The organism is Halioglobus sp. Uisw_031 (genome assembly GCF_047729875.1).
Taxonomy (GTDB): domain Bacteria; phylum Pseudomonadota; class Gammaproteobacteria; order Pseudomonadales; family Halieaceae; genus Marimicrobium.
Genome location: NZ_CP159826.1, coordinates 746922 through 771958, shown reverse-complemented (window position 1 = coordinate 771958; position 25037 = coordinate 746922). Strand labels below are relative to the sequence as shown.

Annotated in this window: 26 protein-coding genes; 6 read left to right on the top strand and 20 right to left on the bottom strand. The window is 52.0% G+C overall.

Annotated elements, in window-relative coordinates:
• The first annotated feature begins 132 nt into the window (after positions 1-132).
• A complete protein-coding gene (gene radC, locus ABXT62_RS03585; RefSeq protein ID WP_415357175.1) occupies positions 133-750 on the top strand; it encodes a RadC family protein in 618 nt (205 codons plus the stop codon).
• Between the two features lie 266 nt (positions 751-1016).
• Here the strand turns inward: radC and ABXT62_RS03580 are convergent, their stop codons facing one another.
• The 9 genes from ABXT62_RS03580 to ABXT62_RS03540 form a co-directional block, all read right to left on the bottom strand.
• Complete coding sequence (locus ABXT62_RS03580) at positions 1017-2045, bottom strand: HNH endonuclease (protein ID WP_415357174.1); 1029 nt, start codon at positions 2043-2045, stop codon at positions 1017-1019.
• Positions 2046-2048: 3 nt separating this feature from the next.
• Positions 2049-2423: an HIT family protein gene (locus tag ABXT62_RS03575; RefSeq protein ID WP_415357173.1), complete on the bottom strand. Its 375-nt coding sequence runs from the start codon at positions 2421-2423 to the stop codon at positions 2049-2051.
• Between the two features lie 489 nt (positions 2424-2912).
• The gene (locus tag ABXT62_RS03570) at positions 2913-3485 is read right to left on the bottom strand and encodes an MORN repeat-containing protein (RefSeq protein WP_415357172.1); all 573 of its coding nucleotides are present in this window, start codon (positions 3483-3485) and stop codon (positions 2913-2915) included.
• A gap of 144 nt (positions 3486-3629) precedes the next feature.
• Positions 3630-4313, bottom strand: a complete 684-nt coding sequence (locus ABXT62_RS03565; RefSeq protein ID WP_415357171.1) for an IS6 family transposase — start codon at positions 4311-4313, stop codon at positions 3630-3632.
• A 175-nt stretch (positions 4314-4488) separates the two neighbouring features.
• The gene (locus ABXT62_RS03560) at positions 4489-6432 is read right to left on the bottom strand and encodes a sulfatase (RefSeq protein ID WP_415357170.1); all 1944 of its coding nucleotides are present in this window, start codon (positions 6430-6432) and stop codon (positions 4489-4491) included.
• Between the two features lie 124 nt (positions 6433-6556).
• Complete coding sequence (locus tag ABXT62_RS03555) at positions 6557-7240, bottom strand: IS6 family transposase (RefSeq protein WP_415357169.1); 684 nt, start codon at positions 7238-7240, stop codon at positions 6557-6559.
• Positions 7241-7284: 44 nt separating this feature from the next.
• Positions 7285-7590 (bottom strand): DUF2007 domain-containing protein, encoded by a 306-nt coding sequence (locus tag ABXT62_RS03550; RefSeq protein ID WP_415357168.1) that lies wholly within the window; start codon positions 7588-7590, stop codon positions 7285-7287.
• A 137-nt stretch (positions 7591-7727) separates the two neighbouring features.
• Complete coding sequence (locus tag ABXT62_RS03545; protein ID WP_415357167.1) at positions 7728-8285, bottom strand: disulfide bond formation protein B; 558 nt, start codon at positions 8283-8285, stop codon at positions 7728-7730.
• Between the two features lie 14 nt (positions 8286-8299).
• Positions 8300-8455: a DUF5993 family protein gene (locus tag ABXT62_RS03540; protein WP_415357166.1), complete on the bottom strand. Its 156-nt coding sequence runs from the start codon at positions 8453-8455 to the stop codon at positions 8300-8302.
• Between the two features lie 139 nt (positions 8456-8594).
• On the opposite strand from ABXT62_RS03540, the gene ABXT62_RS03535 reads away from it, so the two are divergent.
• The 4 genes from ABXT62_RS03535 to ABXT62_RS03520 are packed head-to-tail and all read left to right on the top strand — an operon-like array spanning position 8595 to position 12041.
• Complete coding sequence (locus ABXT62_RS03535) at positions 8595-9302, top strand: sulfotransferase (RefSeq protein ID WP_415357165.1); 708 nt, start codon at positions 8595-8597, stop codon at positions 9300-9302.
• Between the two features lie 19 nt (positions 9303-9321).
• The gene (locus tag ABXT62_RS03530) at positions 9322-10338 is read left to right on the top strand and encodes an NADP-dependent oxidoreductase (RefSeq protein WP_415357164.1); all 1017 of its coding nucleotides are present in this window, start codon (positions 9322-9324) and stop codon (positions 10336-10338) included.
• A gap of 9 nt (positions 10339-10347) precedes the next feature.
• Entirely contained in the window at positions 10348-10530 is a 183-nt protein-coding gene (locus tag ABXT62_RS03525; protein ID WP_415357163.1) for a hypothetical protein, read from the top strand.
• Positions 10531-10589: 59 nt separating this feature from the next.
• Complete coding sequence (locus tag ABXT62_RS03520) at positions 10590-12041, top strand: WS/DGAT/MGAT family O-acyltransferase (RefSeq protein WP_415357162.1); 1452 nt, start codon at positions 10590-10592, stop codon at positions 12039-12041.
• A gap of 14 nt (positions 12042-12055) precedes the next feature.
• Here the strand turns inward: ABXT62_RS03520 and ABXT62_RS03515 are convergent, their stop codons facing one another.
• The 9 genes from ABXT62_RS03515 to ABXT62_RS03475 all read right to left on the bottom strand — a co-directional run bounded on the left by ABXT62_RS03515 (position 12056) and on the right by ABXT62_RS03475 (position 20880).
• Entirely contained in the window at positions 12056-13387 is a 1332-nt protein-coding gene (locus ABXT62_RS03515; RefSeq protein ID WP_415357161.1) for an ABC1 kinase family protein, read from the bottom strand.
• The gene (locus ABXT62_RS03510; protein WP_415357160.1) at positions 13365-14783 is read right to left on the bottom strand and encodes an ABC1 kinase family protein; all 1419 of its coding nucleotides are present in this window, start codon (positions 14781-14783) and stop codon (positions 13365-13367) included. Before ABXT62_RS03510 ends, ABXT62_RS03515 begins: the two co-directional genes overlap by 23 nt.
• Positions 14784-14888: 105 nt before the next feature.
• Positions 14889-16016 (bottom strand): acyl-CoA dehydrogenase family protein, encoded by a 1128-nt coding sequence (locus ABXT62_RS03505; RefSeq protein ID WP_415357159.1) that lies wholly within the window; start codon positions 16014-16016, stop codon positions 14889-14891.
• A 9-nt stretch (positions 16017-16025) separates the two neighbouring features.
• A complete protein-coding gene (locus tag ABXT62_RS03500) occupies positions 16026-17228 on the bottom strand; it encodes an acyl-CoA dehydrogenase family protein (RefSeq protein ID WP_415357158.1) in 1203 nt (400 codons plus the stop codon).
• Between the two features lie 6 nt (positions 17229-17234).
• On the bottom strand, positions 17235-17867 hold the full coding sequence (locus ABXT62_RS03495) for a glutathione S-transferase family protein (RefSeq protein ID WP_415357157.1): 633 nt from the start codon (positions 17865-17867) through the stop codon (positions 17235-17237).
• Positions 17868-17869: 2 nt separating this feature from the next.
• Positions 17870-19042 carry an acyl-CoA dehydrogenase family protein gene (locus tag ABXT62_RS03490; RefSeq protein ID WP_415357156.1) on the bottom strand — a complete coding sequence of 391 codons (1173 nt, stop codon included), beginning with the start codon at positions 19040-19042 and terminating at the stop codon, positions 17870-17872.
• Between the two features lie 179 nt (positions 19043-19221).
• Entirely contained in the window at positions 19222-19521 is a 300-nt protein-coding gene (gene glpE, locus ABXT62_RS03485) for a thiosulfate sulfurtransferase GlpE (protein ID WP_415357155.1), read from the bottom strand.
• Between the two features lie 52 nt (positions 19522-19573).
• On the bottom strand, positions 19574-20023 hold the full coding sequence (locus tag ABXT62_RS03480; RefSeq protein ID WP_415357154.1) for a methyltransferase family protein: 450 nt from the start codon (positions 20021-20023) through the stop codon (positions 19574-19576).
• A 17-nt stretch (positions 20024-20040) separates the two neighbouring features.
• Positions 20041-20880, bottom strand: coding sequence for a ZIP family metal transporter (locus ABXT62_RS03475; protein WP_415357153.1), 840 nt, complete (start codon positions 20878-20880; stop codon positions 20041-20043).
• A gap of 212 nt (positions 20881-21092) precedes the next feature.
• Between ABXT62_RS03475 and ABXT62_RS03470 the strand changes: the two genes are divergently transcribed.
• On the top strand, positions 21093-22634 hold the full coding sequence (locus tag ABXT62_RS03470; RefSeq protein ID WP_415357152.1) for an aldehyde dehydrogenase family protein: 1542 nt from the start codon (positions 21093-21095) through the stop codon (positions 22632-22634).
• Between the two features lie 41 nt (positions 22635-22675).
• Here ABXT62_RS03470 and proB read toward each other — a convergent pair whose 3' ends face one another.
• Entirely contained in the window at positions 22676-23797 is a 1122-nt protein-coding gene (gene proB / locus ABXT62_RS03465) for a glutamate 5-kinase (protein ID WP_415357151.1), read from the bottom strand.
• 8 nt (positions 23798-23805) lie between these two features.
• Positions 23806-25008, bottom strand: a complete 1203-nt coding sequence (gene cgtA / locus ABXT62_RS03460; RefSeq protein ID WP_415357150.1) for an Obg family GTPase CgtA — start codon at positions 25006-25008, stop codon at positions 23806-23808.
• Positions 25009-25037 lie beyond the last annotated feature (29 nt).

Genomic DNA, 25037 nt, shown 5'->3' with positions numbered 1-25037 from the left:
ACACTTAGCTCTCACACAACTATACGGTCAGATAGTCACTAGAAAGATCACTAAGCGCCATCAGGCTTCGCTCTTTTCGAGACGTCACCGCTACGCGGTTGTATTGGCATACCGCCATAAAAGGAGCTCATCATGTCACTGTGGAATGTTCAGATTTATGACCAGGGCGAACTCATCTCCAGCGATGTCATCGAGGAGACCGAGATTCGGCCAATGACCCAGCACTTTGAGAGGAAGGGCTATGACGTCCGCTCAGAGCCTGCCTGGAAACGAGTTGCACCTCCTGGCTTGCCTTCACCCTCAGGGACGGTTGACGCACAGCAGGCTACCATCAGGGAGGCCATAGGCATCCTTGAAACCAGACTACGAACCACCAAAGCTTTCACCAGCCCCTCCGATGTGAAGCAATTCTGTCAGCTGCAGATCGCACAGGAAAAAGATGAATACTTCTGCTCTATGTTCCTGGACAGCCAGCACCGCCTGATAGCCTTTGAGAGGCTCTTCAGGGGCACTATCGATGGAGCGAGCGTCTATCCTAGGGTGGTTGTCAGAAGGGCCCTGGAGCTCAATGCTGCGGCGGTGATCTTCACCCACAACCATCCATCTGGCGTACCAGAACCCAGTGCGGCTGACATCAATATCACGAAGCGATTGAAGGATGCACTGGGCCTCATTGACGTTAGGGTTCTAGATCACATCATTGCAGGAACAGACGGCACCAGCTCCATGGCAGAGTCTGGCTTACTGTAATGGCTTAGCACCGACATCGGTGCTTCTTTTTTTTATTAAGACGAATGCAACTGATGAGGTCGCAGACTGAACATAAAATGGGATTATGCGCAGTACACGTACTGTGCGCTGTCGCCGCATAATCTATTTTATGTGTAAATCTGCTTAGCTGTTTACGGGTGCTGTCTGCACCCGCACTCGCTGCGTAACTCGCACTGCGATTTATAGTCGTCAGTGAGTAGATTCGCTTCTATATATTGCCAGTAGCTATCACGGCCAAACGATCACTAGAACTTAGGCTCTGCCTTTTCTTTCGGTTCCCATCGATGCAGCAAGCTGGCCCATGCCCTACTACAGAAGTCACGGAGAAACGACCATCTCTCTTCTCTCTGGCTTCCTGTCTGCCTGACCAGAGTCTCTTTCAGGGGGTGATTACTGCCAATCAAGAATTCATTTCGGGTCCACAGTCGACGCAATAGCTTATCTGTCGGTACGGAAGCAAACTTACCACCTTCTCCCCGATTGCACTCTTTGCAAGCCAGCACGAGGTTCCACACTCCATCAATACTCGGACCGAAACCTTGTTGCTTGAGAGAATGAGGGAAAAAGTGATCGACTTCTGGAAACGATTCATTGCCACGATCCAGATGAATATTATCGAAGCAGTAAAAGCAGTACCCTAACTGATAGCCATTTAGTGCGTCCCGACTACTGGTAACATTTTTCCGTCGCCGCTTATTGTCCACAGTGAACAGCAGTTCGGTATCCGGGTCATGATCGACCGCTACTAGAGCACGGGATACCTTCAACTCCCAAGCTGTCTCTACCAGACGCCACCTCGCTTCAGCCTCACGTGATAAATCTGCAAACTGTGGCTGTTCAGCCAATATAGAGAAGTTATTCGTCACTCGTATACCGCCATTGGTCTTACGCTCATCGAGGAAGAACCTTGCCGGCACATCTTTATGGTGAACCCTATGAAAGGCATCGATGACGTTGGCGAAGCCCTTACTCACCGCAGCATCAACTAACTCGGCCTGAGATACAGTGCCAAGATTGAATCCACGACAAGCATCGAGGAACTTGCTGCTGCCCGACGTTCCTTGCTTGTCTGCTAATTTCAAGTGGTCAGTAAGGTGCTTGGCGTAAACTGGGGCAAGCTCTTCCAGTAGGATCAAGTCACCTTCAGCAGGCTCTAATTCCAGAAGAGATTTCGCTAGTGCGAACTTGTAACTCTGAACATTGCGTCCATAAAGAACGATACCCCGCCAGTTATCCTCGATGGTGGGCGCGCGGATTCCATCAAAGGGATCCATAAACTAGTAACTACCCTTTCCTGGAATTACGTGGCGAACACCGCCTCTGGGCACCTCCACGTCCCCAATACGCCGGGGAATAAGGTGGATATGGCAGTGGAAGATCGTCTGCCCTGCAGCTTCACCAGCATTCATCCCTATATTGAACCCAGTGACACTAGAGTCATCACGTTGGATTTGTTCTTTTAGTGACTTCAGCAGCGCATCACAAGCCAGCAATTCATCTTGCGACAGGCCGAAGTAGTCCTCAACATGGCGATTGGGGATAATCAGCATATGTCCCGCAGTGACAGGGAAACCATCACGGATAGCATACGCAAGATCGTTGGTGGCTATAACCCTCGATTGTTCGATATGGCAGAAAAGACAGTCAGACATTGTGTTCCTAGAAGCGGTTAGATCCAGTCACAATAATACAGGTTAACGGATGAAAGTCTTTGTACACCGAGTCTCTGCGAAACATCAATCATCGCGATACAGCGCCCCTTACATTTTAGAATATATGTGACCAAATTACTTCGGGAACATCCTTGCAGATGTTTGAAAAAGCACACTGAAATGCTGTCATTGCCCTTGAACATTGGTTAGCCAACAATTAGGCTAAAGATTGGTGCGATCTAGTTGGTAATTGACAATTTTTGACGGTATTTTTGACGGTACAACAAGCTCTACAAGCAGGATGAAGGCTTTGTAAACAAGGGCTTACAGCCTTTATTCAAGTCCACCCGTAGCTACCATATAGATCAATAACTTAGCGCACCCCCTGCCACCTGAAATACTTCATAAACTAATTTGGGCAACCATGGGGCAACCTTAGACAGCATTTGATCCGTCGTTGCAAGGATGAGCGATGCAACAGTTCAGGTCTTAGTCGTATCTGAGACCTTCTAGGAACGACGGGGCTTCTGCGATGGAAGCGCAAGTTGCCTTCAAAGCCTTTTCTAAACTGCTCACACTCATGTCTACATCAGCGCCTTTGTCTAGCAGACAAGCGTTGTAGATTCTTTCGGCCTTTTCCTCTGCGGCAATACGCGTCCGCTCTGCTCTTTCAACTTCGGCTACTGTTCCGAGAAATTCATCGTCCTCCCAGATGCCTTCCCTTATCGTTCGGTCTTTTGACGTGTAGGTGCCTTTTCCATTGAAGTCACCATCCTTAAACTCACCAACGTACTCGCGGCCATCTGCGTAAGTTAAGGTGCCTTGTCCGTTCCTACTATTATCCTTCCACTCACCAACGTACTTGTTGCCATTTGCCCATGTGACGGTGCCTTGTCCGCTGCTGTTGCCATCCTTCCACTCACCAACGTACTTGTTGCCATTTGAGTCGGTGTAGGTGCCAAAGCAATTGTTCCAGCTAACGTCGTAATCCCCAACACAGTCTGGCAAATCAGATGCACTAACGCCCCCAGCCAATACAGCGAGCAGCAAAATGATCTTCATAGATATACTTGTCATTCGGCTAGCATAGACCATTTGCTGCTGTTCAACTAGACGGCTAGCGCGGGGCTGCGGGGTTGGACTGATGTGTGGTGGAGGTACTGACAAGTTAAATCATCCAGACCGCAGAAACCTAACATCGACCCTTCAGGCAACCGCCCTTCCCCATTCTGAAAACGCACTTACCCTGAGATCACGGTAATTTTGAGCGCGAACGAGGTGCCTACCCAAGTTGAAAAGATTAGATACGGCAGTATGAACACCCAAGAATCTCTGTGCCTGCCGGACCGACTTGAACTTCCTCATCCCTCGCTCTCTCACCCTGGTCGCCTCATGCGATTGCTCAGCGCGATTATTTTCATACTGCCCAGTGCTGTGGATCGTCTCTGAGATCAATTCCCGGTGAGCCACACCATAGCTTCGCAGTTTATCCGTAACGATCTTTCTGGGCTCGCTGCCATTGTTTCGTAACAACCGTTTGAAGAAACGCTTGGCTGCTGCGCCATCACGCCTGGCCTGGAGATAAACATCCACTACCTCGCCATCCTGGTCGACTGCCCTCCAGAGATAATGTTGCTTGCCGTTGATCTTGATGAAGACCTCGTCGATGTAGAAGGTGTCTCCATAGCCACGATGTTTCCGCTTCAACCGTCTGGCATATAGAGCGCCGAACTTGATGCACCAGAGACGGATTGATTCCCGTGTGACGATAGTGCCTCGTTCGGCGAGAAGGTCTTCGATATCGCGATGGCTGAGATTACAGCGATAGTAGAGCCAGACTGCGTAGCTGATAATGTCCGGTGGGAATCGGTGGCGTTTATATGTATTCATGGCCTGATTCTAGCGAATTCGGCCGGTTAACTTGGCGATACCTATCGGAATGTCAGGGACAGTGCGTTCGCAGAATGGAGCAGGGCAGTTGCCTAAATGAAAATGCCGACATTCCTGATTTCACAGAAGTTAATTTTTCAGTACCCTTTTCTGCGCTGGCGCTCGTTGCAATCTCTTAGGTTTCAACCGCCTCCAACTGCGCGCATAATGTTTTTTCGATGGAGGAGATCGAGTTGTCACTTTTTAAATCGTCTTGCTCGTCCGCAACCAATCTTTCATTGATAATTAGCGGCTTACCAAGAGTTCCTACATAACGACCAGCACCCTCATCACTCTGACCTACAAAAGTCGAATTGATATGGGCGTCTACAGGGTCCTTAAACGACTTGGCGGAGAATTCAGCGGCCTTCTCGCCATTCACATAAAGCTCTACCAGGGAGGACTTTGTCTTCGGCATGACATGCCCTGGATTGAATTGTGATGTGACGATGACTGAAGTACAAATCCCAGAAGGCGGCCCAGGCGCCTCTAACCGGATACCATTTATGTCGAGGTGCAATTTCGAATCATACAAACTCAACTCCCACATATCACGCTGAAACGCTATGAACTGTCGACCTACCCCAGATACCGAAACACCTTTCGCTGCTGGAGTTTCCGGCACCAGAGCAATAGCAAACGTATGCCCACCGTAACCCGGTGCACGCTGCAGTGAATGCCCCCCTATCTTCGCTGCACCCGTGCTTGTCAATTGGTGATACGTAAAATCAACCTGTCGTGCTTTGATACGCCATTGCATGAAATCCTCTCTAAGGCCGTTAGTAATCAACGGGTAGCGCTCAACCACATCCGTATCTCCATTAGGATGCTCGAACAGGTCATTGAGTTGTGGTTCTCCTATGAAGTATTGACCCAGGCGCCACTGTCCATCACTGGACAGAATTGACCACGAATGATGAATGGAATTGCTGGCTTCCCAGTAGACGTTACTGGACCTTTCTACTGTTTTGTTCAAAATATCAAAAATACTAATTCCGCGCACATCCGCTGGTGGTTCGATCTGTGCAATATCGGCAAAGGTAGGAAAATAGTCCAAATAAGTTACAACTTCATCTGCAACCGCTCCCGGCTGAACTTTTCCCGGCCAGCGAATAATGAGTGGGGTGCGTATACCCCCTTCATAAAAAGTGGCCTTTGAACCCCAAAAAGGCAGGTTATTATCTACTTCCTTATTGGTGCCACCGTTATCACTAACCACCATAACGACGGTATTATCATCTAGGCCGGATTGACGTAAAGTATCGAGAACTCTACCGACTGAATGATCGACCTGTTCGACAAGCGCTAGATATTTCCCTGCTGGCGTGTCCGGGTATGTTTTGGAAAATCGCTCTGCAGGATCGATAGGAGCATGAGGAGCATATGTCCACAAACTGAGGAACCATGGTTGCTCTTCCTTCGCCAATGTTTGAATGGTGCTAACGGCGCGTTCCGTTAGTATATCTGACAAATGACCCGGGTGCTTGCTGGGCTCATCTTCATTGTGCTGAAGCCAGGGATCACGGTAGGTGGGATGACGGATCAACCATTTTCCGTCCCGAGTTCCCCGCAACAGGTTCTGCGCCAAAAAACCAAAAAAAGTATCAAATCCCTGCCGGGTTGGCCAGGCCAACTTTGACAGGAAGCCAACATGCCATTTACCAATAAGGTGGGTGCTATATCCTGCTTCTCTCAACGTTTCCGGTAACGTGATGGCCTCAGGAGAAATCCCGATCGCATCCGGTCGGAATCCGTGAGATTCTGGCTGTACTCCCAGCAATATACCCGCCCGCGTTACCGTACAGGATGAGTTAACGTAGTTACGGGTAAACCTTACACCCTCTGAAGCCAGCTGATTCAGGTTGGGCGTTCTCACCGAAGCATTTCCGTTAGCACCCAGATCGTTGTAACCCATATCATCAATAATAATGAACAAAATATTAGGAGGTTTGTCAGCGTTCGTTACGCCGGCGACGATACTCGAATCAGGCCAAGGGCGGCTTGCAAAATAGATAAGTAGTACAGCTGCCACTAGCAGTGGGAAAAGCCAAAAACTCCGACTGCCTATACCTACATTCATATTCAACATCATTACATTTATAGCCTGGAACCACTTTAGAAGCTTGTTGAAAACGCAAACCCTAACATACAAACCGGTATTGGCAACTTAACTTATCCAGACCTTGAAAACCTGATCTCTAGATTCAAGTAACTACCCTACTCCATTCAGCGAACGCACTTATCCTCAGATCTCGATAATGTTTAGCTCTAACCAGATGCCGGCCCAGGTTGAATAGATTCTGAACCGCAGCATGCGCACCCAAAAACCGCTGCGCCTGTCTAACTGACTTAAACTTCCTCATCCCTCGCTCTCGCACCCTCGTCGCCTCATGGGATTGCTCTGCCCGATTATTCTCATACTGCTCAGTGCTGTGGATCGTCTCGGGAATCAATTCACGATGTGCAACACCATAGCTGCGCAGCTTGTCAGTCACGATCTTCCTAGGCTCGGCGCCATGGCTCCACAATAACCTTTTGAAGAAGCGCTTAGCTGCAGCGCCATCCCGCTTGCCCTGAAGATAAACATCGACCACTTCACCATCCTGATCGACGGCTCTCCACAGATAATGCTGTTTACCATTTATCTTGACGAAGACTTCATCGATGTAGAAGGCGTCGCCATAGCCTCGGTGTTTTCGTTTCAATCGCCGGGTGTAAATGGTTCCAAACTTGATGCACCAGAGGCGGATTGCTTCTCTGGATACGGTGATGCCCCGTTCGGCGAGCAGGTCTTCTATATCTCGATGGCTGAGGTTGAATCTGAAGTAGAGCCAGACCGCATAGGAAATGATGTCCGGAGGAAAACGGTGGCGCTTGTATGTATTCATCTACCGAGTCTAGCAGTTTTGGCGAGTTTACTTGTCAGTACCCTCTAAGGCCTTTCGCCTCCGCATTGCCAGCACGTATCAAACGTTGCCGGACTGTAATTGGGGCATTGAGCACACTGCCAGTCTGGGCCTTCAATGGCTCGCTGTGACGCCTCAACGATTGAGGACGCCCTCTCGAAGTCTTTATCATCTACAACCCAGACCTCCGGCCAAGCATTGATAGGCGCTAATTCACCCATAGCGCCAGAGGCATATTCGTTACGCAATACGCACTCAATCTCGGCCTGCTCTATAAGACTATGGGCCTGCACGAGAACCGCAATATTGGGATGAGTGTACACAAGCTTCACGCAAACCGCCCTTCTAGTGTTTATCGTTGGCTCTTCCGCCAGTTATAGGGGCATGCTCTGACGAGTGCTAAATCAGCACTGGGAAACAGCTCGAATACAATGCCGCAACTGATAGCCTTATTGACTAAAGCGCATTGTCATTGCTGCCCATTTAGCAACTTGTAAGAAGTCGGATTTTCGGGGCACTGACCAGGACCACATTCTATCAATGCAGAGATGGCATTACCCAAGGTCATCAGAAGCGTGATGCCAATCGCTAACTTGCAGAACCACTGTTGATGCTTGAAGGACACATACGAGCCCTTTGAGTACTGGACACTAAACGCGCTGATAACGGCCGTACCGAATATCACCAACGAAAAGACAAGAAATGCCCATGTGTAGTAGTGATAACCCAGAAAGGGGGGGCCATACGGCGGGGTGCCAGGAATGATATGCAGCAATACTTGCCGCATAGCAATGGCAGCGCCCAGAAAAGCGCTAATGAGAATAATGGAATAGTGGAGCGGCTTTGCCCCATAAACAACATTGAGTAACAAACCATACAGCACAGCGACAAACGCGACCCGCTGCAGCAGGCAAAGTGGGCACGGGAGGTCACCGTCGACGAATTGCCCATAAAAAGCGTTACACAATACCGCACTGACGAGGATGAGCCCGATGGCGTTGAGTAGCCGGAAATTATCAATATGCATAAAGATCGCCTCAGCTAGAGCAATATATCCAAAGTATTAGTCAGTTGATAATTGAACCAATAGATCGTCAAAATCAACGCGACACTAAAAGTAGCCAGTGAAAATATCCGTTTGTTGACAATAGTGGATATCATGGCGATCAAAAATAGAGAAAATAACAAACTTGTCATGATGTAATCCCTGCGATTCACATGGGTTAACAGATGCCAGTATTTTATCGTATCAAATATAGATCAACCTCGCCTGCTCTGCTAGTGTTAATGTAATAACGACCTGTTGACACATCATCGGTGACGCCGCGAACCCTTCATGCCCTGCTACCTTTTTGTTCTCTGCCCCCCCTATTCTGGCTCGACACTACTGTGGAAGCTAATCTCTACTTCCATTAACGTATCTTCACTGCCGCTCGAAGGGCAATCCCTGCCCGAGCTAGTAACTGTGATGCGCGAAAAACCGTGGAATCGCGATCACGTTTTGCCCTGGCCTCAGATTAAGGCCGTTTGGGAGACCTATTGGGACACAAAAAAGCCTGTTCTGTTGGAAAAAAGTCCACCCAACATTATCCGCACACAAGCAATTCTGGCGAACTTTAAGCCGGTAAAATTCATTATTATGGTGAGGAACCCCTATGCACACAGCGAGGGATTGATGCGGCGCAACAACTGGAGCGTGAAGCGTGCAGCGAACTTTTCCATTATGTGCCTGCGCACTCAACTCGAGAACACCCGCGAACTGAATGGCGCACTGGCGCTGACCTACGAATCTCTGGTTCTGAACCCAACGAAGGCATGCCAGAAAATCGCCCAATTTATGCCGGAATTGAGTGATATGGATACTGAAGCCAGCTTTGAAATCCACTCCATCGATGGCACCCTCAGCCGTCCGATTACAGACCTGAACACAGTGAAAACAGCGTCCTTATCCGCTGCCACCATCGCATCAATGAACGACGTTTTCTCGCAACATCCGGAAACACTGAAGGCCTGGGGCTATGAATTGCTGGTGCCCCCCCTGTAACTCACTAAAAAGGAACTGCATGAGTACCGAGCGCCATAACCAACATATTCTATTTTCGGCACGCCCCCAGGGTGACATCGAGCCAGCAAATTTTGACCTGGTAGATCTGCCCATGCCAACCCTAAATGCCGGCGACGTGTTGGTGGAAGTCCACTATCTTGCGGTAGAACCCGCGATGAAGGGCTGGATGGAGGCGAGGGCAGACTACATCGCGCCGTTGCAGATCGGCGATGTGATGCGTGGTCAGGGTGCGGGTGTTGTTCTGCAATCGGACAACCCTAAGTTCCCTATAGGAACAAGGGTGTCCGGGCCTCTAGGCTGGCGGCGCTACCTTGCCAGTGATGGCCGCTCAACACCTCTGCGAGCAATACCCCAGACTGTATCTCTTCCGGCAGCACTGAACGTACTCGGCATCACTGGCCTAACCGCATATTTTGGCATGCTGGATATCGGCAAGCCGCAAGCAGGTAACACGGTACTGGTGTCAGGCGCTGGCGGCGCAACCGGTTCAATTGCCGGGCAACTGGCTAGAATTGCCGGCGCACGCGTCGTAGGGATCGCTGGAGGCAGAGAAAAATGCGACTGGCTGGTTTCTGACCTAGGCTTTGATGCCGCGATCGACTACAAATCTGAAGATACAGCGCAGAGAGTGTCCGAGTTATGTCCCAATGGGCTGGATGTTTACTTTGATAATGTGGGCGGCGACATTCTCGATATCGCGCTCAACAATCTTGCGGAAAGCGCCCGCGTGGTGCTGTGTGGCGGCATCTCTCGCTACAATGTCACAGGACCTGTTGCCGGGCCGGTGAATTATTTTAACCTAGTGTATCGCCGCGCCCGCATGGAAGGGTTTATTGTACTGGACTATGCGAAGCGGTTCCCCGAGGCTATCGAGGTACTACTCCAGCATCTTGACAGCGGTGAATTGCGCCATCGGGAGACTGTCCTACAGGGCTTTGAACAGTTGCCGCAGGCATTGATAAACCTGTTTAGCGGCGGCAACATTGGCAAGCAATTAGTAGCGGTAAAGGTATGAAGCCCGCCTATGGGTATCATTAACTACAGCGCTCCACTCACATTATTGGCCATCGCGCGTGGTCAGCTTAGCGCAACACCCGGCGAGCGATTAGCCAGCAGGATGCCGTTGCGAGCAGCGCGCAACCACCTGCCCTTTTCACGCCTTATTATTGCAGCAGCTTTATTTCTGATACGCATCAGCCCGTATTGACGGAAGTTGTAATGCCAGTATGCTGCACATTGGCTCCACGAATCTAAAGAGGTTAGAAAATGCAGCAGTTATCCGGACAGGACGCCATGTTCCTGCACGCCGAACTGGACGGTCTTCCGCAACATATTGGCTTAGTCAATATCTACGACCAATCCACAGCGCCTAGTAGCAAAGTTCGATTTAAACAGATATTGAATATGCTAGAAGGCCGTGCGCATCTATCGCCTATTTTTCGTCGTAAACTGGCCTTTGTGCCGTATAACCTTGGCAGGCCTTACTGGGTAGAAGACCCAGACTTTGACATGGAATACCATGTGCGCCATATCGCGTTACCTAAACCGGGAGACTGGCGCCAGCTGTGTATATTGACTGCCCGCATCCACTCCCAGCCTCTGCGGCGCGACAAACCCATGTGGGAAATCTATGTCATCGAGGGGCTCAATAACATCAAGGGCTATCCTCCGGGGTGTTTTGCGCTCCTGATGAAAGTGCATCACTGTGCTATGGATGGCGCCACTGGCACCCAGTTTATGAATATTGTGCACGATATTACACCTGAGACCAGAGACGTGGGTGAAGCGCCTCCATGGATTGTGGAAAGACTCCCCACTCCAAAAATGCTAGGGCGCGCTTACATGGACGCTTGGCGCAAGCCCGGCCAGGTGTTGGACATGCTAAAAGAGACTGTACCCACGATGCGACGTTTGCGTGTGGGCAGACAAGAGAAACATTTTCACAATCTTGAGGACAAGCCAAAGACCCGTTTCCAAGGCAGGATTTCGCGACACCGCGTGGTAGGGGCAAGCAAGTTTGATTTCGAAGTGGTGCGCGCCATCAAGAATACGCACCCGGGCGCCACCATTAATGACGTCATGTTAACGATCGTCGCCGGCGGCATGCGTCAATATCTCGAGAGTAAGGACGAACTGCCCACACAAACCCTGGTTACAGGCTGTCCGATCGATGTACGCTCTGCAGAGGAGCGCGCTGCCGGCGGCAACATGGTGGGGTTTATGAATGTAGCTCTGCGCACGGACATTGTCGATCCCATCGCTCGACTAGCTGCAGTGCACGATGAGGCGCTATCTGCGAAGGCCTATGCCGAAGCACTTGGGCCACGCTTCGCTGTCGATCTGACGGACGTCATGCCTGGGAATGTACTGTCGCTGGCCATCCGCACCGCCAGTGCAACCGGTTTGGCCGAGGCCAGCACTGTGTTCAATACCATCGTAACCAACGTGCCAGGACCACCACTGCAGCTCTACATGTGTGGTGCGGCGCTGATCGATTCAATCAGCTTGGGCCCTCTGCTGCCCAACGTAGGCCTGTTTCACATCGTTTACAGTTCCGTGCAGGACAAAAAGGGAATCATCAGTATCTCGTTCACCGCGTGTCGCGACATGTTGCCGGATCCGGCTTTTTACGCGAGCTGCTTGAAATCCTCGTTCGAGGATTTACGCAAAAGCGCACTTCAAAGTAAAACGAAACGCAAGAAATCTACTGGAAAATAATATGCGTGTAAATCTCAGACAAGCCAACGCTGCATCAGCTGGTACACGTTGACTCGGGCTTTTAACCGGCTGGCCAGCATAAACATACCACCGACTTTACGATGAAAATAAACCGCAGCGGAGGGCGGAACCTGCCATGAATCTTTAAAGCTAGCGACCTCCCCCCCCAATTTTGATATATTGTTCGCCATATCAGAGTGAGCAAAATCGTAATCTATATCGAGCCGCAAAGGCTCCAAGGCCAGCGTAAGAAACTGCAAAACCATATTCTGATAGTCACTACCTTCTTCTCCCATCGAATATCCAAGGCGTTCAGACGCAGCCACTAATTTGACTTTATCACCTGCTATGGCAGCACGTGCCAGCCTCTTATAGTCCTTGACGAAGCTCGCTTTGAAGCGTCGAGTCGCACCGAAATCAAGCAACACGATTTCACCCGTATCCGGTTTATACTGGTAATTGGAAAAATTGGGGTCAGTCTGTACCATCCTCAATTCAAAAAACTCCAGCAACATTAACTCGATCAGGGCAGTCATTACTCGGTCGCGCTCCGCCTGCGGCAGGTCGATAACACTCTCGATCGGACTGCCGCTCACATAGGTCATGGCCAACACATTACGGTGCGTCAACTCCGGCAACACCTCAGGCACCAAAAAACGCTCATCTGCCTGCAGCAATTGACCAAAGGCCGCGAGGAACTCAGCTTCCTTGAGATAATCTGTCTCGTCCTTGAGTTGCACCTTGGCGTCGTCTAAAAGAGGCTGTATGTCGATATCAGCAGGCAACAGGCCCGACAGCTTTAACAGGCTGGCGATGTTATCAACGTCACTGTCGATACTATCTGCAACGCCCGGATACTGCACTTTCAATACGATGTCTCGACCTTCTGGAGAAAGGGTTCTATGCACCTGCCCAATCGAGGCCGCTGCCAGCGGCTTCATTTCAAAACCATAGAACAGCAATTCCCAATCGGGCCCATAGGCATCACACATCGCGCGCTGCAACTGCTGCGGTGGCATGTGTCGTGCATCATCACGCAGACGTGCCAGAATATCAGCGAGTTCCCGCGGTAGGAACTCACCCGTATCCATAGACAGGATTTGCCCTACCTTCATCGCAGCACCGCGCATGGTAGACAGCTGGTCTGCAACACGGCGTGCATTGGCCGGTGTCAGCAACATATCTTTGGCTTTCGGTCGCTTGCCGGCACTCAACTGGCGGCCGCCCTCGGCTAACATTCCCCCAGCAACGCCGCCTACCATGCGGGCCATGCGCGTAAAGCGGCTGACTCTTGACGTGGGTATAGCCCGCGAGTTGTCGTCCTTACCTTTCTTTTTTTGCGGCATTTTTCTCCTTTATCTGCCAACGATGAATGTGTAATTGCACCATCTCGTGAGCGTTAAACTCGGCATCCAGTGCCGCAATGAAATTAAATAATCCAGTCAATTTGCGCGCGATCAAAGCAAAATCTCGCGAAGGCGTGACGAACTGGCGACTGGTCGTCGCCATGGCAGCTTTTTTGGCGGCTCGACGCATCAATTGAGATTTCCCCCAACAATACTCTCCGTTGGCATTAAGATACTCAGCGGGCAATTGCTCCGGCGGGCGCAACGGCTCTAGTAAGTGCATGCAGAAATCGGCAAAAATTTTGCACCCATCCTCAGTCGTCTCTTTCTGTAAACAACCTAAGCCAATCAGCCCTTCAACTAAGCGAGGGACGTCTTGCTGCTGACCGGCTTCAATCGTCTGGCGAAGGTTGCGCAGAAAATGTTCAGAGCAATGCAGAACAGAACCAAAATCGAGCAGCACCAGCTCATCGTCCGCTATCTTCTTACGGCGATCATCCAGTCGCAGGAGATAGTTACCAAAATTGGGGTCTGTTTGCAGCATCCCCCACTCGTAGAGCTCGTAAAAAAACAGTTCGAGCATCCCCTTGGCCAATGCATTACGCCGCGGAAGCGACAGCCCAGCCACATCGGGATCAACTACCGAGACACCCTCGATATACTCCATGGCCAGCACCGCATCAGTGCAGTAATTAGGATGGAGCTGAGGCACGTGGTAACTGACATTAGAACCGCGCACGCTTGCAACTAACTCGCTCATTTTTATTGTTGAGGCGGCCTCACGGCGGTAATCAATCTCACTGTGTAGGTGTTCGCGCATGGATTCGAGCCAGTCATCCAACTCGCGGCCCGATTTCACCCAACGGGCCAGTAGCAACATACGCACGACCACGTCGAAGTCAGCATCGATCACCTGTGCCAGTCCAGGATACTGTAATTTCAGGCAAATCCAGTCACCACTAGAACGCACTCTTGCCAAATGCACCTGTGCCAATGAGGCCGCTGCAATCGCCTCAGGATCAATATCTAATTCCTGGTAGCGCTCACCCAGACTGTCTCGTACGGATGACTCAAGTGCATCCCAATGCAGAGGCTCAGTCTGGTCAGAAAGATCACGCAGCGCGTTCACCAGCACCCTGGGAAGAAACTGCTCTCCGAACAGCGCCAGCATCTGACCAATTTTTATATAGGTGCCCTTGAGTTTACCTAAGTCGCGCACAAACTTGTGCGCCTCGCGGCGGGCAAACTCGGAATCAGCATCGTCTGGACCGCGACCCAGCACCCGCTGCACAACACTGTCTGCGGCCAGTGCGCTGCCCGCCCTAATTCCTGCGAATGACGCAGACAGGGTGCGAGGCAAAATAGTGGCCTTAAAGCCGCGCTGCTTTTTTACCATAAGAGAAACTAAGTCAAAATGTCGGTGGGATGCACAAGTATATACGATTGTACGACCCTACAGCAGCGAGAACAGTCATTATTCAAAGCCGTAAGCGCCGCGATATTAACCCAACAAAAGCGTAGCAAGATGCTTACGATGATGCTGAACATCTCCGAACTGCTGCTGACTCCACTGGGCGCGGCGAATATAGAGTTGGGCGTCGCACTCGTAAGTGAAACCCATGCCGCCGTGAAACTGTACAGCTCGGTCTCCCGCGTATAGGAGCGTCTGGCAGGCTTGAGCCTTCGCCATGCGACAGGCAATTTCTGCATCGGCATCAATGGCGTCATCACTGACCAGCGTGGCGGCATGGTAAATAAATGAGCGTGCTGAGTCGACCTGAGTGAGTATGTCCACAGTCGGATGCTTCAACGCCTGATAAGAACCAATCAGCTTGCCAAACTGTTTGCGCGTCTTAAGATAGTCCACCGTGGTGTCCAGACAAGCGGCTGCACTGCCGGTCGCTTCGGCTGCGACCAATAGAGCACCCAACAGGCGGACATCTCGCAGCGCAGCAGCGACGGCAGGGCCCACAATAATATTGTTCTCATCGACGGTTATACCACTGAAATCGACATTGGCCGCACGCTTAGTCTGATCGATCAGTGTATTGGCGCTGAGTGACGCTGCAACCAGTTGATCCGCGCGCACAATCGCCAAGGCCGCACTGCCCTTAAAGGACACTGACACAACAAAAATGCTGGCAACGGACGCGTCTGGCACACATTTTTTCATACCACGCAGTACACGCTCATCATCCAGTATCAGTCCTATGCCATCGTCACCCCAGTCACCATTATCCAACAGCGCCAACGTTGCCGAGACACCGCTAGCAATATTGGGTAACAGCCGTTCAGTCTGCTGCGCATTACCAGCGCGCAGCAACAACTGTCCGGCTAATGCGCTACTGATCAAAGGAGTACCCAACATCGCACGCCCCATAGCCTCGACCACCGGAACCAAAGCACCCACGCCCAATCCGGAGCCACCGCAGGATTGAGGCAAAGCAATCCCAGCCCAGCCCAGCGACACCATTTCATCCCAGAGTGCCTGGTCAAAACCGCAATCAGAGTCCAACTGGGCTCGCACCGCCGTAATAGGCGATTTATCGCGACAAAATTCTCTTGCCACATCCAACAACATAGCCTGCTCTTCAGTGAAGCTCAGGGTCGTATTTCCAATAAGCGACATAGTCATTCCCTACTTCGGCAAGCCGAGTACATGTTCCGCAATAATATTCGCCTGCACCTGGCTGGTACCGCCACCAATGGTGGCAGAGAAGCTGTTCAAATAGGCACGCTGCCAAAATCCTCCCTGACGTGCATCATCATCGCCAACATACAGAGCGCCCTCAGCGCCCTGCAAGTTGATCGCCAGTTGGCGCATGCGCCGAGTCATTTCGGTACCCCGTAATTTGTGCGACAGTGGTAACGAGCCCGGATAATCGGTCGTCAAGTGTCCGATATGAGAACGTCGATCCCCTAAAAACAGCGCCTTTTCCTCCATAATGGCTTGTACTACCTGATCACGCACCACGGGATCTTCGAGTACCGGTGCTCCGTCTCGTCTGACACCGTCCAGCTGGCTAATCATGTCATCGACCGTAATCCGCACCATAGACTGCCCACCAGCGGCACCGGCCTCAGCCCCGCGTTCATACTGCAACGTCTGCATCGCAATCTTCCAGCCCTGCCCCTCCTCACCCATTATGCTTTCGGCGGGAATGCGCGCATCCGTAAAAAAGGTTTCTGTGAAGCCAAACTCACCGGTGAGCTTGCGGATGGGACGCGTGTCAATGCCCGACACATGCATGGGCGAGAGGAAGAAGGACAGCCCGTCATATTTACGGGGTGCATCTGGGTTGGTGCGCGCCAGCAAAATCATATACTTGGCGAAGTTACCCATGGTGGTCCAGATCTTTTGGCCATTGAGGATATACTCATCACCATCGCGCACAGCGCGGGTCTGAGCGTTACCAAGATCTGACCCGTGATCAGGCTCAGAAAAACCCTGGCACCAGACATCTTCCGCATTGAGAATGCCTTTTAAATACTTCGATTTTTGCTGCTCGCTACCGATGTGATTGATGAGAGGCCCGGCCCACCCCAACCCGATCACATTAAAACAAATCGGAACGGCAAGACGCCGCATTTCCTTGTCAGCAATGCTCTGGTAAATGGCGTCCACGCCGCAACCACCGTATTCTTTAGGCCAAGCCATGCCGAGATAACCCGCAGACCAAATCTTATGCTGCCAGTTCCGCAGAAATTCCAGTTGTCTCTCGTCCCCCACCTCCATAAAGGTCTGGGGCAACAGAAAGCCGGGGTCAGCGGGCTTGTTGTCTTTCATCCAGGCTGCCACTTCAACCCGAAACTCCTTCAGTTCCTGCTCACTAGCGCTCATTTATTTTTACTCCGCACCGGGCAGCGATAAAGGCTCACCCTGTTCATCAGCCCGCTTAAAGCCCGGGCGATCCATTAGTCGTTGCAGGTAGGCAGCCGTCTGCGGCTTGTATTGTCCATCAAGCTTCAGCGCCCGACCAAGATACAGGGCATATCCAATCGCTATATCGGCGATGGTAAAGCGGTTGTCCACCAAATATTCATGGGACTCAAGGTGACGATCCAGACGCCGCAGCCGCGAGATATACCACTTGCTGTAATCATCAGCCACTGCCTGCTTCTCAGGCGTAGGCTCCAAGAAATAGTAACGCATAGCAATCGTCTGGGGAAACGTCAGGGTGGCGTCAGAATGATGCAGCCAATTCAAGTAAGCGCCATATTCAGGGTGAGAGGGCTGCAGCCCAAAATCATAGCGCTGATAACGATCCACCAGATACTGGCAAATACCGGTGGATTCGGTCATCTCGGTGTCACCGTCTACGAAGTAAGGTACTGTCCCAAGGCTATTGACCTTCAGATATTCCCGCTCGAACATGCGCGGAGGAAAAGGCAGTATTTCCACCTCATACTCCAGCGCCATCTCCTCCAATGCCCACAAAGGACGTAGTGAGCGCGCACCGCTGCAATGCCATAATTTCATCTCTATAACCCGTATTGGCGCGCGGCCAAATCGCGCATGATTTCCTCGGAACCACCGCCGATGGCGTTAACCCGAACCTCGCGGTAAATGCGCTCCACTCGACTGCCACGCATATACCCAATACCCCCCAGAATCTGCATCGCTTCGCGGGCACAGAACTCCATAGTTTCACTGGCCTGCACCTTAAGCAACGCAATATCACCAGGGTTCGCGTTGCCCGCCTCGAGCGACTCGAAGCATATCCGGATATAGGCCTGAGTTGCGTTCAGTTTTTGTTTCATCTGAACGATTTTATGCCGAATCACCTGATGATCCGCCAGTCGCTTACCGAAAGTCTTACGCTCGCGCGCCCACTCTGCGGCTTCTTCAAGACACACGCGGCCAAACGCTTCCATCGCAGCCGCCATCGCCATGCGTTCGCCATTAAAATTGGTCATGATGACAAGAAAGCCCTGATTTTCCTCGCCAATAAGATTCTCTACCGGCACACGCACGTTATCAAAGTAAAGCGTGGCGGTATCAGATGCCCACCACCCCTGCTTTTTATCGAGCTGCGTGCGACTGAAACCTTCCGCATCGGTCGGTATCAACAACATCGAGACACCCCTTGATCCCTCTCCACCCGTGCGCACCGCAGTGGATACCCAATTTGCGCGCATGCCGCCGGTGATATAGGTCTTGGAACCATTCACGATGTAGTGGTCCCCGTCACGCACAGCAGTCGTTGCTAACTGCGCCACATCGGAGCCGCCGCCGGGCTCAGTGATGCCTAAGGCAATATGCTTCTCACCCGCCAGCACTGGGGGGGCGACCATCTCCTTCAATGCTTGTGAACCCCAATTGATGACGGGAGGCAGACCAATACCGTGCACCATCAAACTAGCGGGAATACCGCCAACCCCAATACGTGCCAACTCCTCATTGGCAATCCACAGATGCCATGAGTCAATACCTTCCTTGACGCCGCCAAACTCTTCCGGATACCCCAAACCGAGGAGGCCCACAGCCGCCGCCTTCGGCCAGAGCTCAATAGGGATATGAGAGGCCTCGTCCCAATCCTCGGCATAAGGCATAATCTCACTATCGATAAACTTGCGCAGTTGTCTGCGCCACTCATGGTGTTCTTCGCGCAGGTTAGGATTCGGCAGACGGGCACCATCGAAGTCTAGTGACATAAGTTGCACTCGCAATGAATTAAGATTTTAGACGCTTCAATAGTAGTAGAGTGAGCCACTAAGTGCATGCGCTACTGCGCCATTGATTTGGGCATAGGTGACACACCGCTTCGCTGGGCTGATTTCGATTACGCCTTACAACCTCGGCGCATTCTGAAAGCACTCATAAAAATAGGGCTTTAATACTTTAACCGCCAGGCTTCATAGCCACCGTCCATACTGTAAACGTCCTCAAAGCCCTGATTAAAAAAATAATCCGCCGCGCCTTGGCTAGAGTTTCCATGGTAACAATAGACTAACAGCGGCTGGTCTCTATCCGCTGCTGCTAAAAACGTATCCATACTCTCTTGCTGGATATTGATCGCGTTTTCAATATTGCTCGCAAGATAGGTGTCCGCATCTCTTACATCCGCAATAGTGATACCGCCCTTGTCTATCAGCGCCTTGGCTTCGTCGATCGATATACATTTAAAGGTCATATTTTTCTCCACAATGGGGACATGAGTACACTATAGCAAAAAACGTTGCTGACTAAATCCAGCGCCTGACGCGCCCACAATAAGCGGCAAACTGTTCGGGGAAAATGTCCCGCAGCATCGCCTCTTCCTGCCGAATAAAACGCAGCTCGATGATCACAGCGAACACCGGGGGCACCAACAAAGCCACGCTGGCGCCGACCGTAACTGCGCACCCCAATAAGACTAAAGACATACCCAGATACATGGGATTGCGCGTGTAACGATAAATTCCTCCAGTCACTAGTGTAGACACATTACGAAAGGGTATGACACCTGTTTTGGCGCGGCTAAACAAACCTCCCGCGGTCACCAACAACCACAGCCCAATAATAAGGAATACTCCGCCCAACACCTGCCCTGCAATACTCGTGAAGCGTGGCCCCGCAAAATATTCATTACAAGCAAAGATCGTCGTAAGTCCCAAAAGCAACCAAACCGGCGGATAAATAGTCCGTTTGACCATATCGATCTTCCTCAAGATTAATGCGTGGAGATGTGAATGCCGGCAGGCTCCACGCTGCCAATCGCATACGCAAGGGCCAGCCCTAAAAGAAAAGCCAACGTCAGCTTGGCCCTGTCGTGACTGTGAAAGTGCACCTCAGGCAATAAGTCACTCAACGCAATGCAAATGAACGCACCGGCGGAAAACGCCAGCGCTGCCGCCACTAAATAATTGCGGCTATCCGCCACAACATTCACGCCGAAGAAAAACAGCAGCGCTCCCAACGGGCACATAAGGGCAAACACCAGATTCGCGCTGGTTTGTGCTTTGCGGCTCCACCCTCCCGCTGCCATCATCGTGACAATAGACATAGCATCGAGAGGCTTATGCAGCAGTATGGCGAGAAAGACACCAATCCCGATTAATCCACCTGCCGAGCTGCTAGCAAGCATCACCGCGCCGAGTGCCACACCATCGATAAGGGTGTGCACTGCCAGTCCAAGACCAAGACCGACCCAGCTTAAACCGTGGACGGGGCTCTCATGCTCACCGTGCTGATGGCGATCATGCTGCGCTAGATCTTCATCGGTGAAGTCGTGTTGGTGAAAATGAAATACGCGCAGCAGCAGCAGCATAACGACAAGGCCAACCATTAACCACCAGACCGCTGTATCAATACCATGCGAGCCTCCGACCATTGCCGCGCTATGGGGTAACAGATGGTAAAACGCCACACCAAGCATCAAACCTGAGACCAGACTCATCACCAGCTGGGTGCGAGTGTGAGTCATTTTGATCCAGCCGGGCAACAGGCCGCCTATCAAAGAAAATCCGGCGATGCCCAGGCAATAGACGATGAGTAACTGAGTTGGGGACACCGGCAGACTCGCTGTAAGAGGTTTAGTGAGAAGTCGCGCATTATTCCACATTCGACACCACTTGTAAGTGCCATACCAGTATGTTCCGGATTGATAGGTCAGAACCCACCGGTCCGACGACTGACTTTATTGGTCAGTCAGCGTGCGCGCAAAAGACATTGACACCCAAACTAATGACCATTAGTTTATCCAATCCAAAGGAGGAGGCCACCATGTCTATCTACGAACCCATCGAATCCACAGATTCTCGACGTCATCTACAGCTGCGCAGTCCCGCCACGATGGAACTCACAGGTGAAATGATTTGCGCCAATGCAGAGGATGTCGCTAATGCCATTGCTAAAGCCAGAGCGGCACAGCCCGCTTGGGCTGCCACTAGCATGAAAGAGCGCGCCGCCGTGGTCGAACGTGCATTGAAAATTGTGCTCGAACGCCAAGACGACATCATCGACGTCGTGGTCAAGGAAACAGGTAAAGCCCGCACTGATGCCATGAGCATGGAGGTCTTTTCGGTCGCAGATCAGCTCTGCTACTACGCTAAAAATGCCGAGAAGTTCCTCAAGCCGCGCAAGCGTAAGGTACACGGCATTTTGGGCTTGATGAAACAACTACGCATTCTTTATAAGCCGCTGGGTGTCGTGGGACTCATTACACCCTGGAATGGCCCTTTTGTACTGGTCATGAACCAGGTAGCTCAGGCCATACTGGCGGGTAATGCCGTGGTTGCAAAAGGCTCTGAGGTCACCCCTTATTCGGCAAAATTGGCAGAGGAAATTTTTCTCCAAGCGGGTCTGCCTGAAGGCGTGCTACAAGTGCTCCTGGGTGATGGCGAAACCGGTGCCGCCATCGTGCGTGGTGGCGTAGACAAAGTGTCCTTTACTGGCTCAGTCGCCACCGGCCGCAAGGTCGCCGAAGCCTCCGCCAGTCAATTGATCCCTTGCACACTGGAACTGGGCGGCAACGACGCTATGATCGTATGCGCTGATGCCGACTTAGACCGTGCCGCAGATGGCGCTTGGGTAGGCTCGTGCATGAACACTGGCCATTACTGCTGCGGCACAGAGCGCATCTACGTGGTGAAGGATGTCTACGACGAATTCATGCGTCTGGTACTCGAAAAAGGTAAGGGCCTGCGCCAGGGTGCACAACACGGCTGGGATGAAGATATCGGCGCCGTATTCTGGGACAGACAGATGACCATCATCGAAGCCCATGTGGAAGACGCCCGAACGAAAGGTGCCAATATTCTGATGGGGGGGCGCCGTAATCCCGATCTTCCGGGTCTGTATTACGAGCCTACTGTCATTACAGGGGTCGATAATAGTATGGACATCATGCTGCTGGAGACATTTGGCCCCGTTTTGTGCATCCAAAAAGTGGATAACGAAAATGAAGCCGTGGCCTTGGCCAATGATTCTGAATTTGGGCTCAATGGTAACGTGTGGACCAAAGATAAAGACAAGGGATACCGGTTAGCGGCAGCCATCGATACCGGCGCCTGCAGTGTCAACGACATGGCAGTGAGCTATGGTATTCCCGCCGCACCGTTTGGGGGGAAGAAAAACTCAGGGCTGGGCCAGGTCAACGGCAAGAAAGGCATCCGCGGCTATTGCCATGAAATGCCCATCGTAATCGATCGCTTCGGTGGTAAAATGCAGAATGGTTATCCCTACAGCGCCAAAAGCGCAGAGGGCATGAAGAAACTAATGAACTTCCTCTGGGTGAAGACATCTCTGGGACGCTGGCTGAGCTAGGTCAGCCAGCCCAAGCCTAACCAGTGCCCGACGTATAGCGCCTAAAGCAGAACCAGGTTATCGCGGCGGATCAGTTCTTCATCGCCCCGGTAACCGAGAGTAGACTCGATGTCACTTGAAGGTAAACCCATGATAAGCAGGGTTTCAACCGCACTGTAGTTCACCAGTCCGCGGGCTACTTCACGGCCCTGGAAGTCGTGGCAAGACACCATATCGCCCCGCGCAAAATCTCCCTGCACACTGCACACGCCTGCAGACAGCAAACTGCTATCAGATTCAATCAGGACGCGCACCGCATCGTCATCCAACTCTAGACGCCCTGAAGGCTGCTCCATACCTGCTAGCCACTGCTTGCGTGCATTATGTGGCCGTTTGTCAGTCTTTAGCCAGGTTCCGACATTGGCACCTGCGGCCACGCTATTTAGAATGTTATCTACTCTGCCCGACGCAATCACCGTCTCTGTGCCAGAACGGGCTGCCAGTCGCGCAGCGCGCAGCTTCGTCACCATCCCACCCCGACCCAGAATGCCGCCTTCTCCTGCCATGTCGTCCAACCGAACGTCGTCTACATCACACGACTCGATTAGCTTTGCCGCAGGATTACGACGAGGATCCTCCTCACAAAAACCTTCCTGATCGGTTAGCAGAACCAGCACATCCGCATCGATAAGGTTGGCCACCAGAGCTGCCAACGTATCGTTATCTCCAAAGCGGATTTCCTCTGTGACCACGGTATCGTTTTCATTGACGATGGGCACCACCCCCAGGTTTAGTAGCGTCTGAAGGGTACGGCGTGCATTCAGATAGCGGTCTCGGGCAACCACATCGTCGTGTACCAACAATATTTGCGCGGTGGCAACACCGTAGCGCTTGAAGGCTGTCTCGTAGCTTTGTATTAGCGCCGACTGTCCCACCGCAGCAGCCGCCTGAAGCTCGTGTATCAGCTGTGGGCGCACATCCCAACTCAGGCGCACAATGCCCGCCGCTACCGCGCCGCTGGACACCAAGACCACCTCACAACCTGACTCGCGCAGTTGCGCCAACTGTTTCACCAATGCCGAAATGACATCAACATCAAGACCACGGCCGTCATCGGTGAGCAGTGCACTGCCCACTTTGACTACCCAGCGTCGCGCGCTGGCAATTTCTGCTCGTTCAGTCATTTGCTGTCCTATGGACGATACTCGACATCAACTTCAAAATCGTCATCATCATCGATATCGATATCATCAATATCATCGTCTTCCAACGGCGCGCGACTCTGCTCTGCGCGAAGTTCATCGATACGCTGTCGACCTTCAAGTTGCATGCGGCTTTGCAGTTCTTTCTCGGCATCCGCTAACTCAGGCTGCGCCGCTTCCCGCGCGCGGCACTCCTCCAGATAGGTCATCAGATCACCGCACATCGGCGCTGTGCCCTCTGATCGAATCGCGGAAATGGAGTACACAGGGCCATGCCAGTCAAGCGCCGCCAACACCGCATCGCGGCGCTGCGCGAATGTTTCAGCGTCCACTAGGTCGCTTTTGTTAAGTACAAGCCAGCGTTCACGCTGAGCGAGCGTAGGGCTGAAGCGTTCCAGTTCCCGCACGATGGTCAGCGCGGCGTCTGCGGGCTCGACTCCGTCATACGGCGCCATATCGACCAGATGTAACAGAATACGATTGCGTGTCAGATGCTTGAGAAAACGAATACCAAGACCCGCCCCGTCAGAGGCGCCCTCAATCAAACCGGGGATATCCGCCATAACAAAGCTTCGGTGAGCCTCTACACTCACCACACCGAGGTTGGGTACCAGGGTCGTAAACGGATAGTCTGCTACCTTAGGTTTAGCGGCAGATACTGAGCGAATCAGCGTCGATTTACCCGCATTTGGCAGCCCCAGAAGACCCACGTCTGCCAACACTTTAAGCTCCAGCTTCAAACTGCGAACCTCTCCGTCACTGCCAGGCGATGTCTGCCGAGGGGCACGATTGGTGCTGGATTTGTAGCGAGCGTTCCCCAGACCGTGAAACCCTCCTTGCGCGACGACCAGCTGTTGGCCAGGCACTGACAGGTCTCCTAATACTTCACCCAGATCTTCATCAATCACTGTAGTGCCCAGGGGCACGCGCAACACCAAATCCTCCCCACCCTTGCCAGTGCAGTTGCGGCCGGCACCGGTTTCACCCGTCTGAGCCCGATAATGCCGCTTAAAGCGGAAATCGATCATGGTATTGAGGGCTTCATCAGCCTCGACGATGACACTACCCCCATCACCCCCGTCGCCACCGTCGGGCCCACCTCTTTCAATATACTTTTCACGCCGGAAGCTTAGGCAGCCGTTACCACCTTTGCCGGCGTATACATTGATACTTGCCTCATCTACGAATTTCATTTTTACCCCTGACTAGAGCATCTGATCGC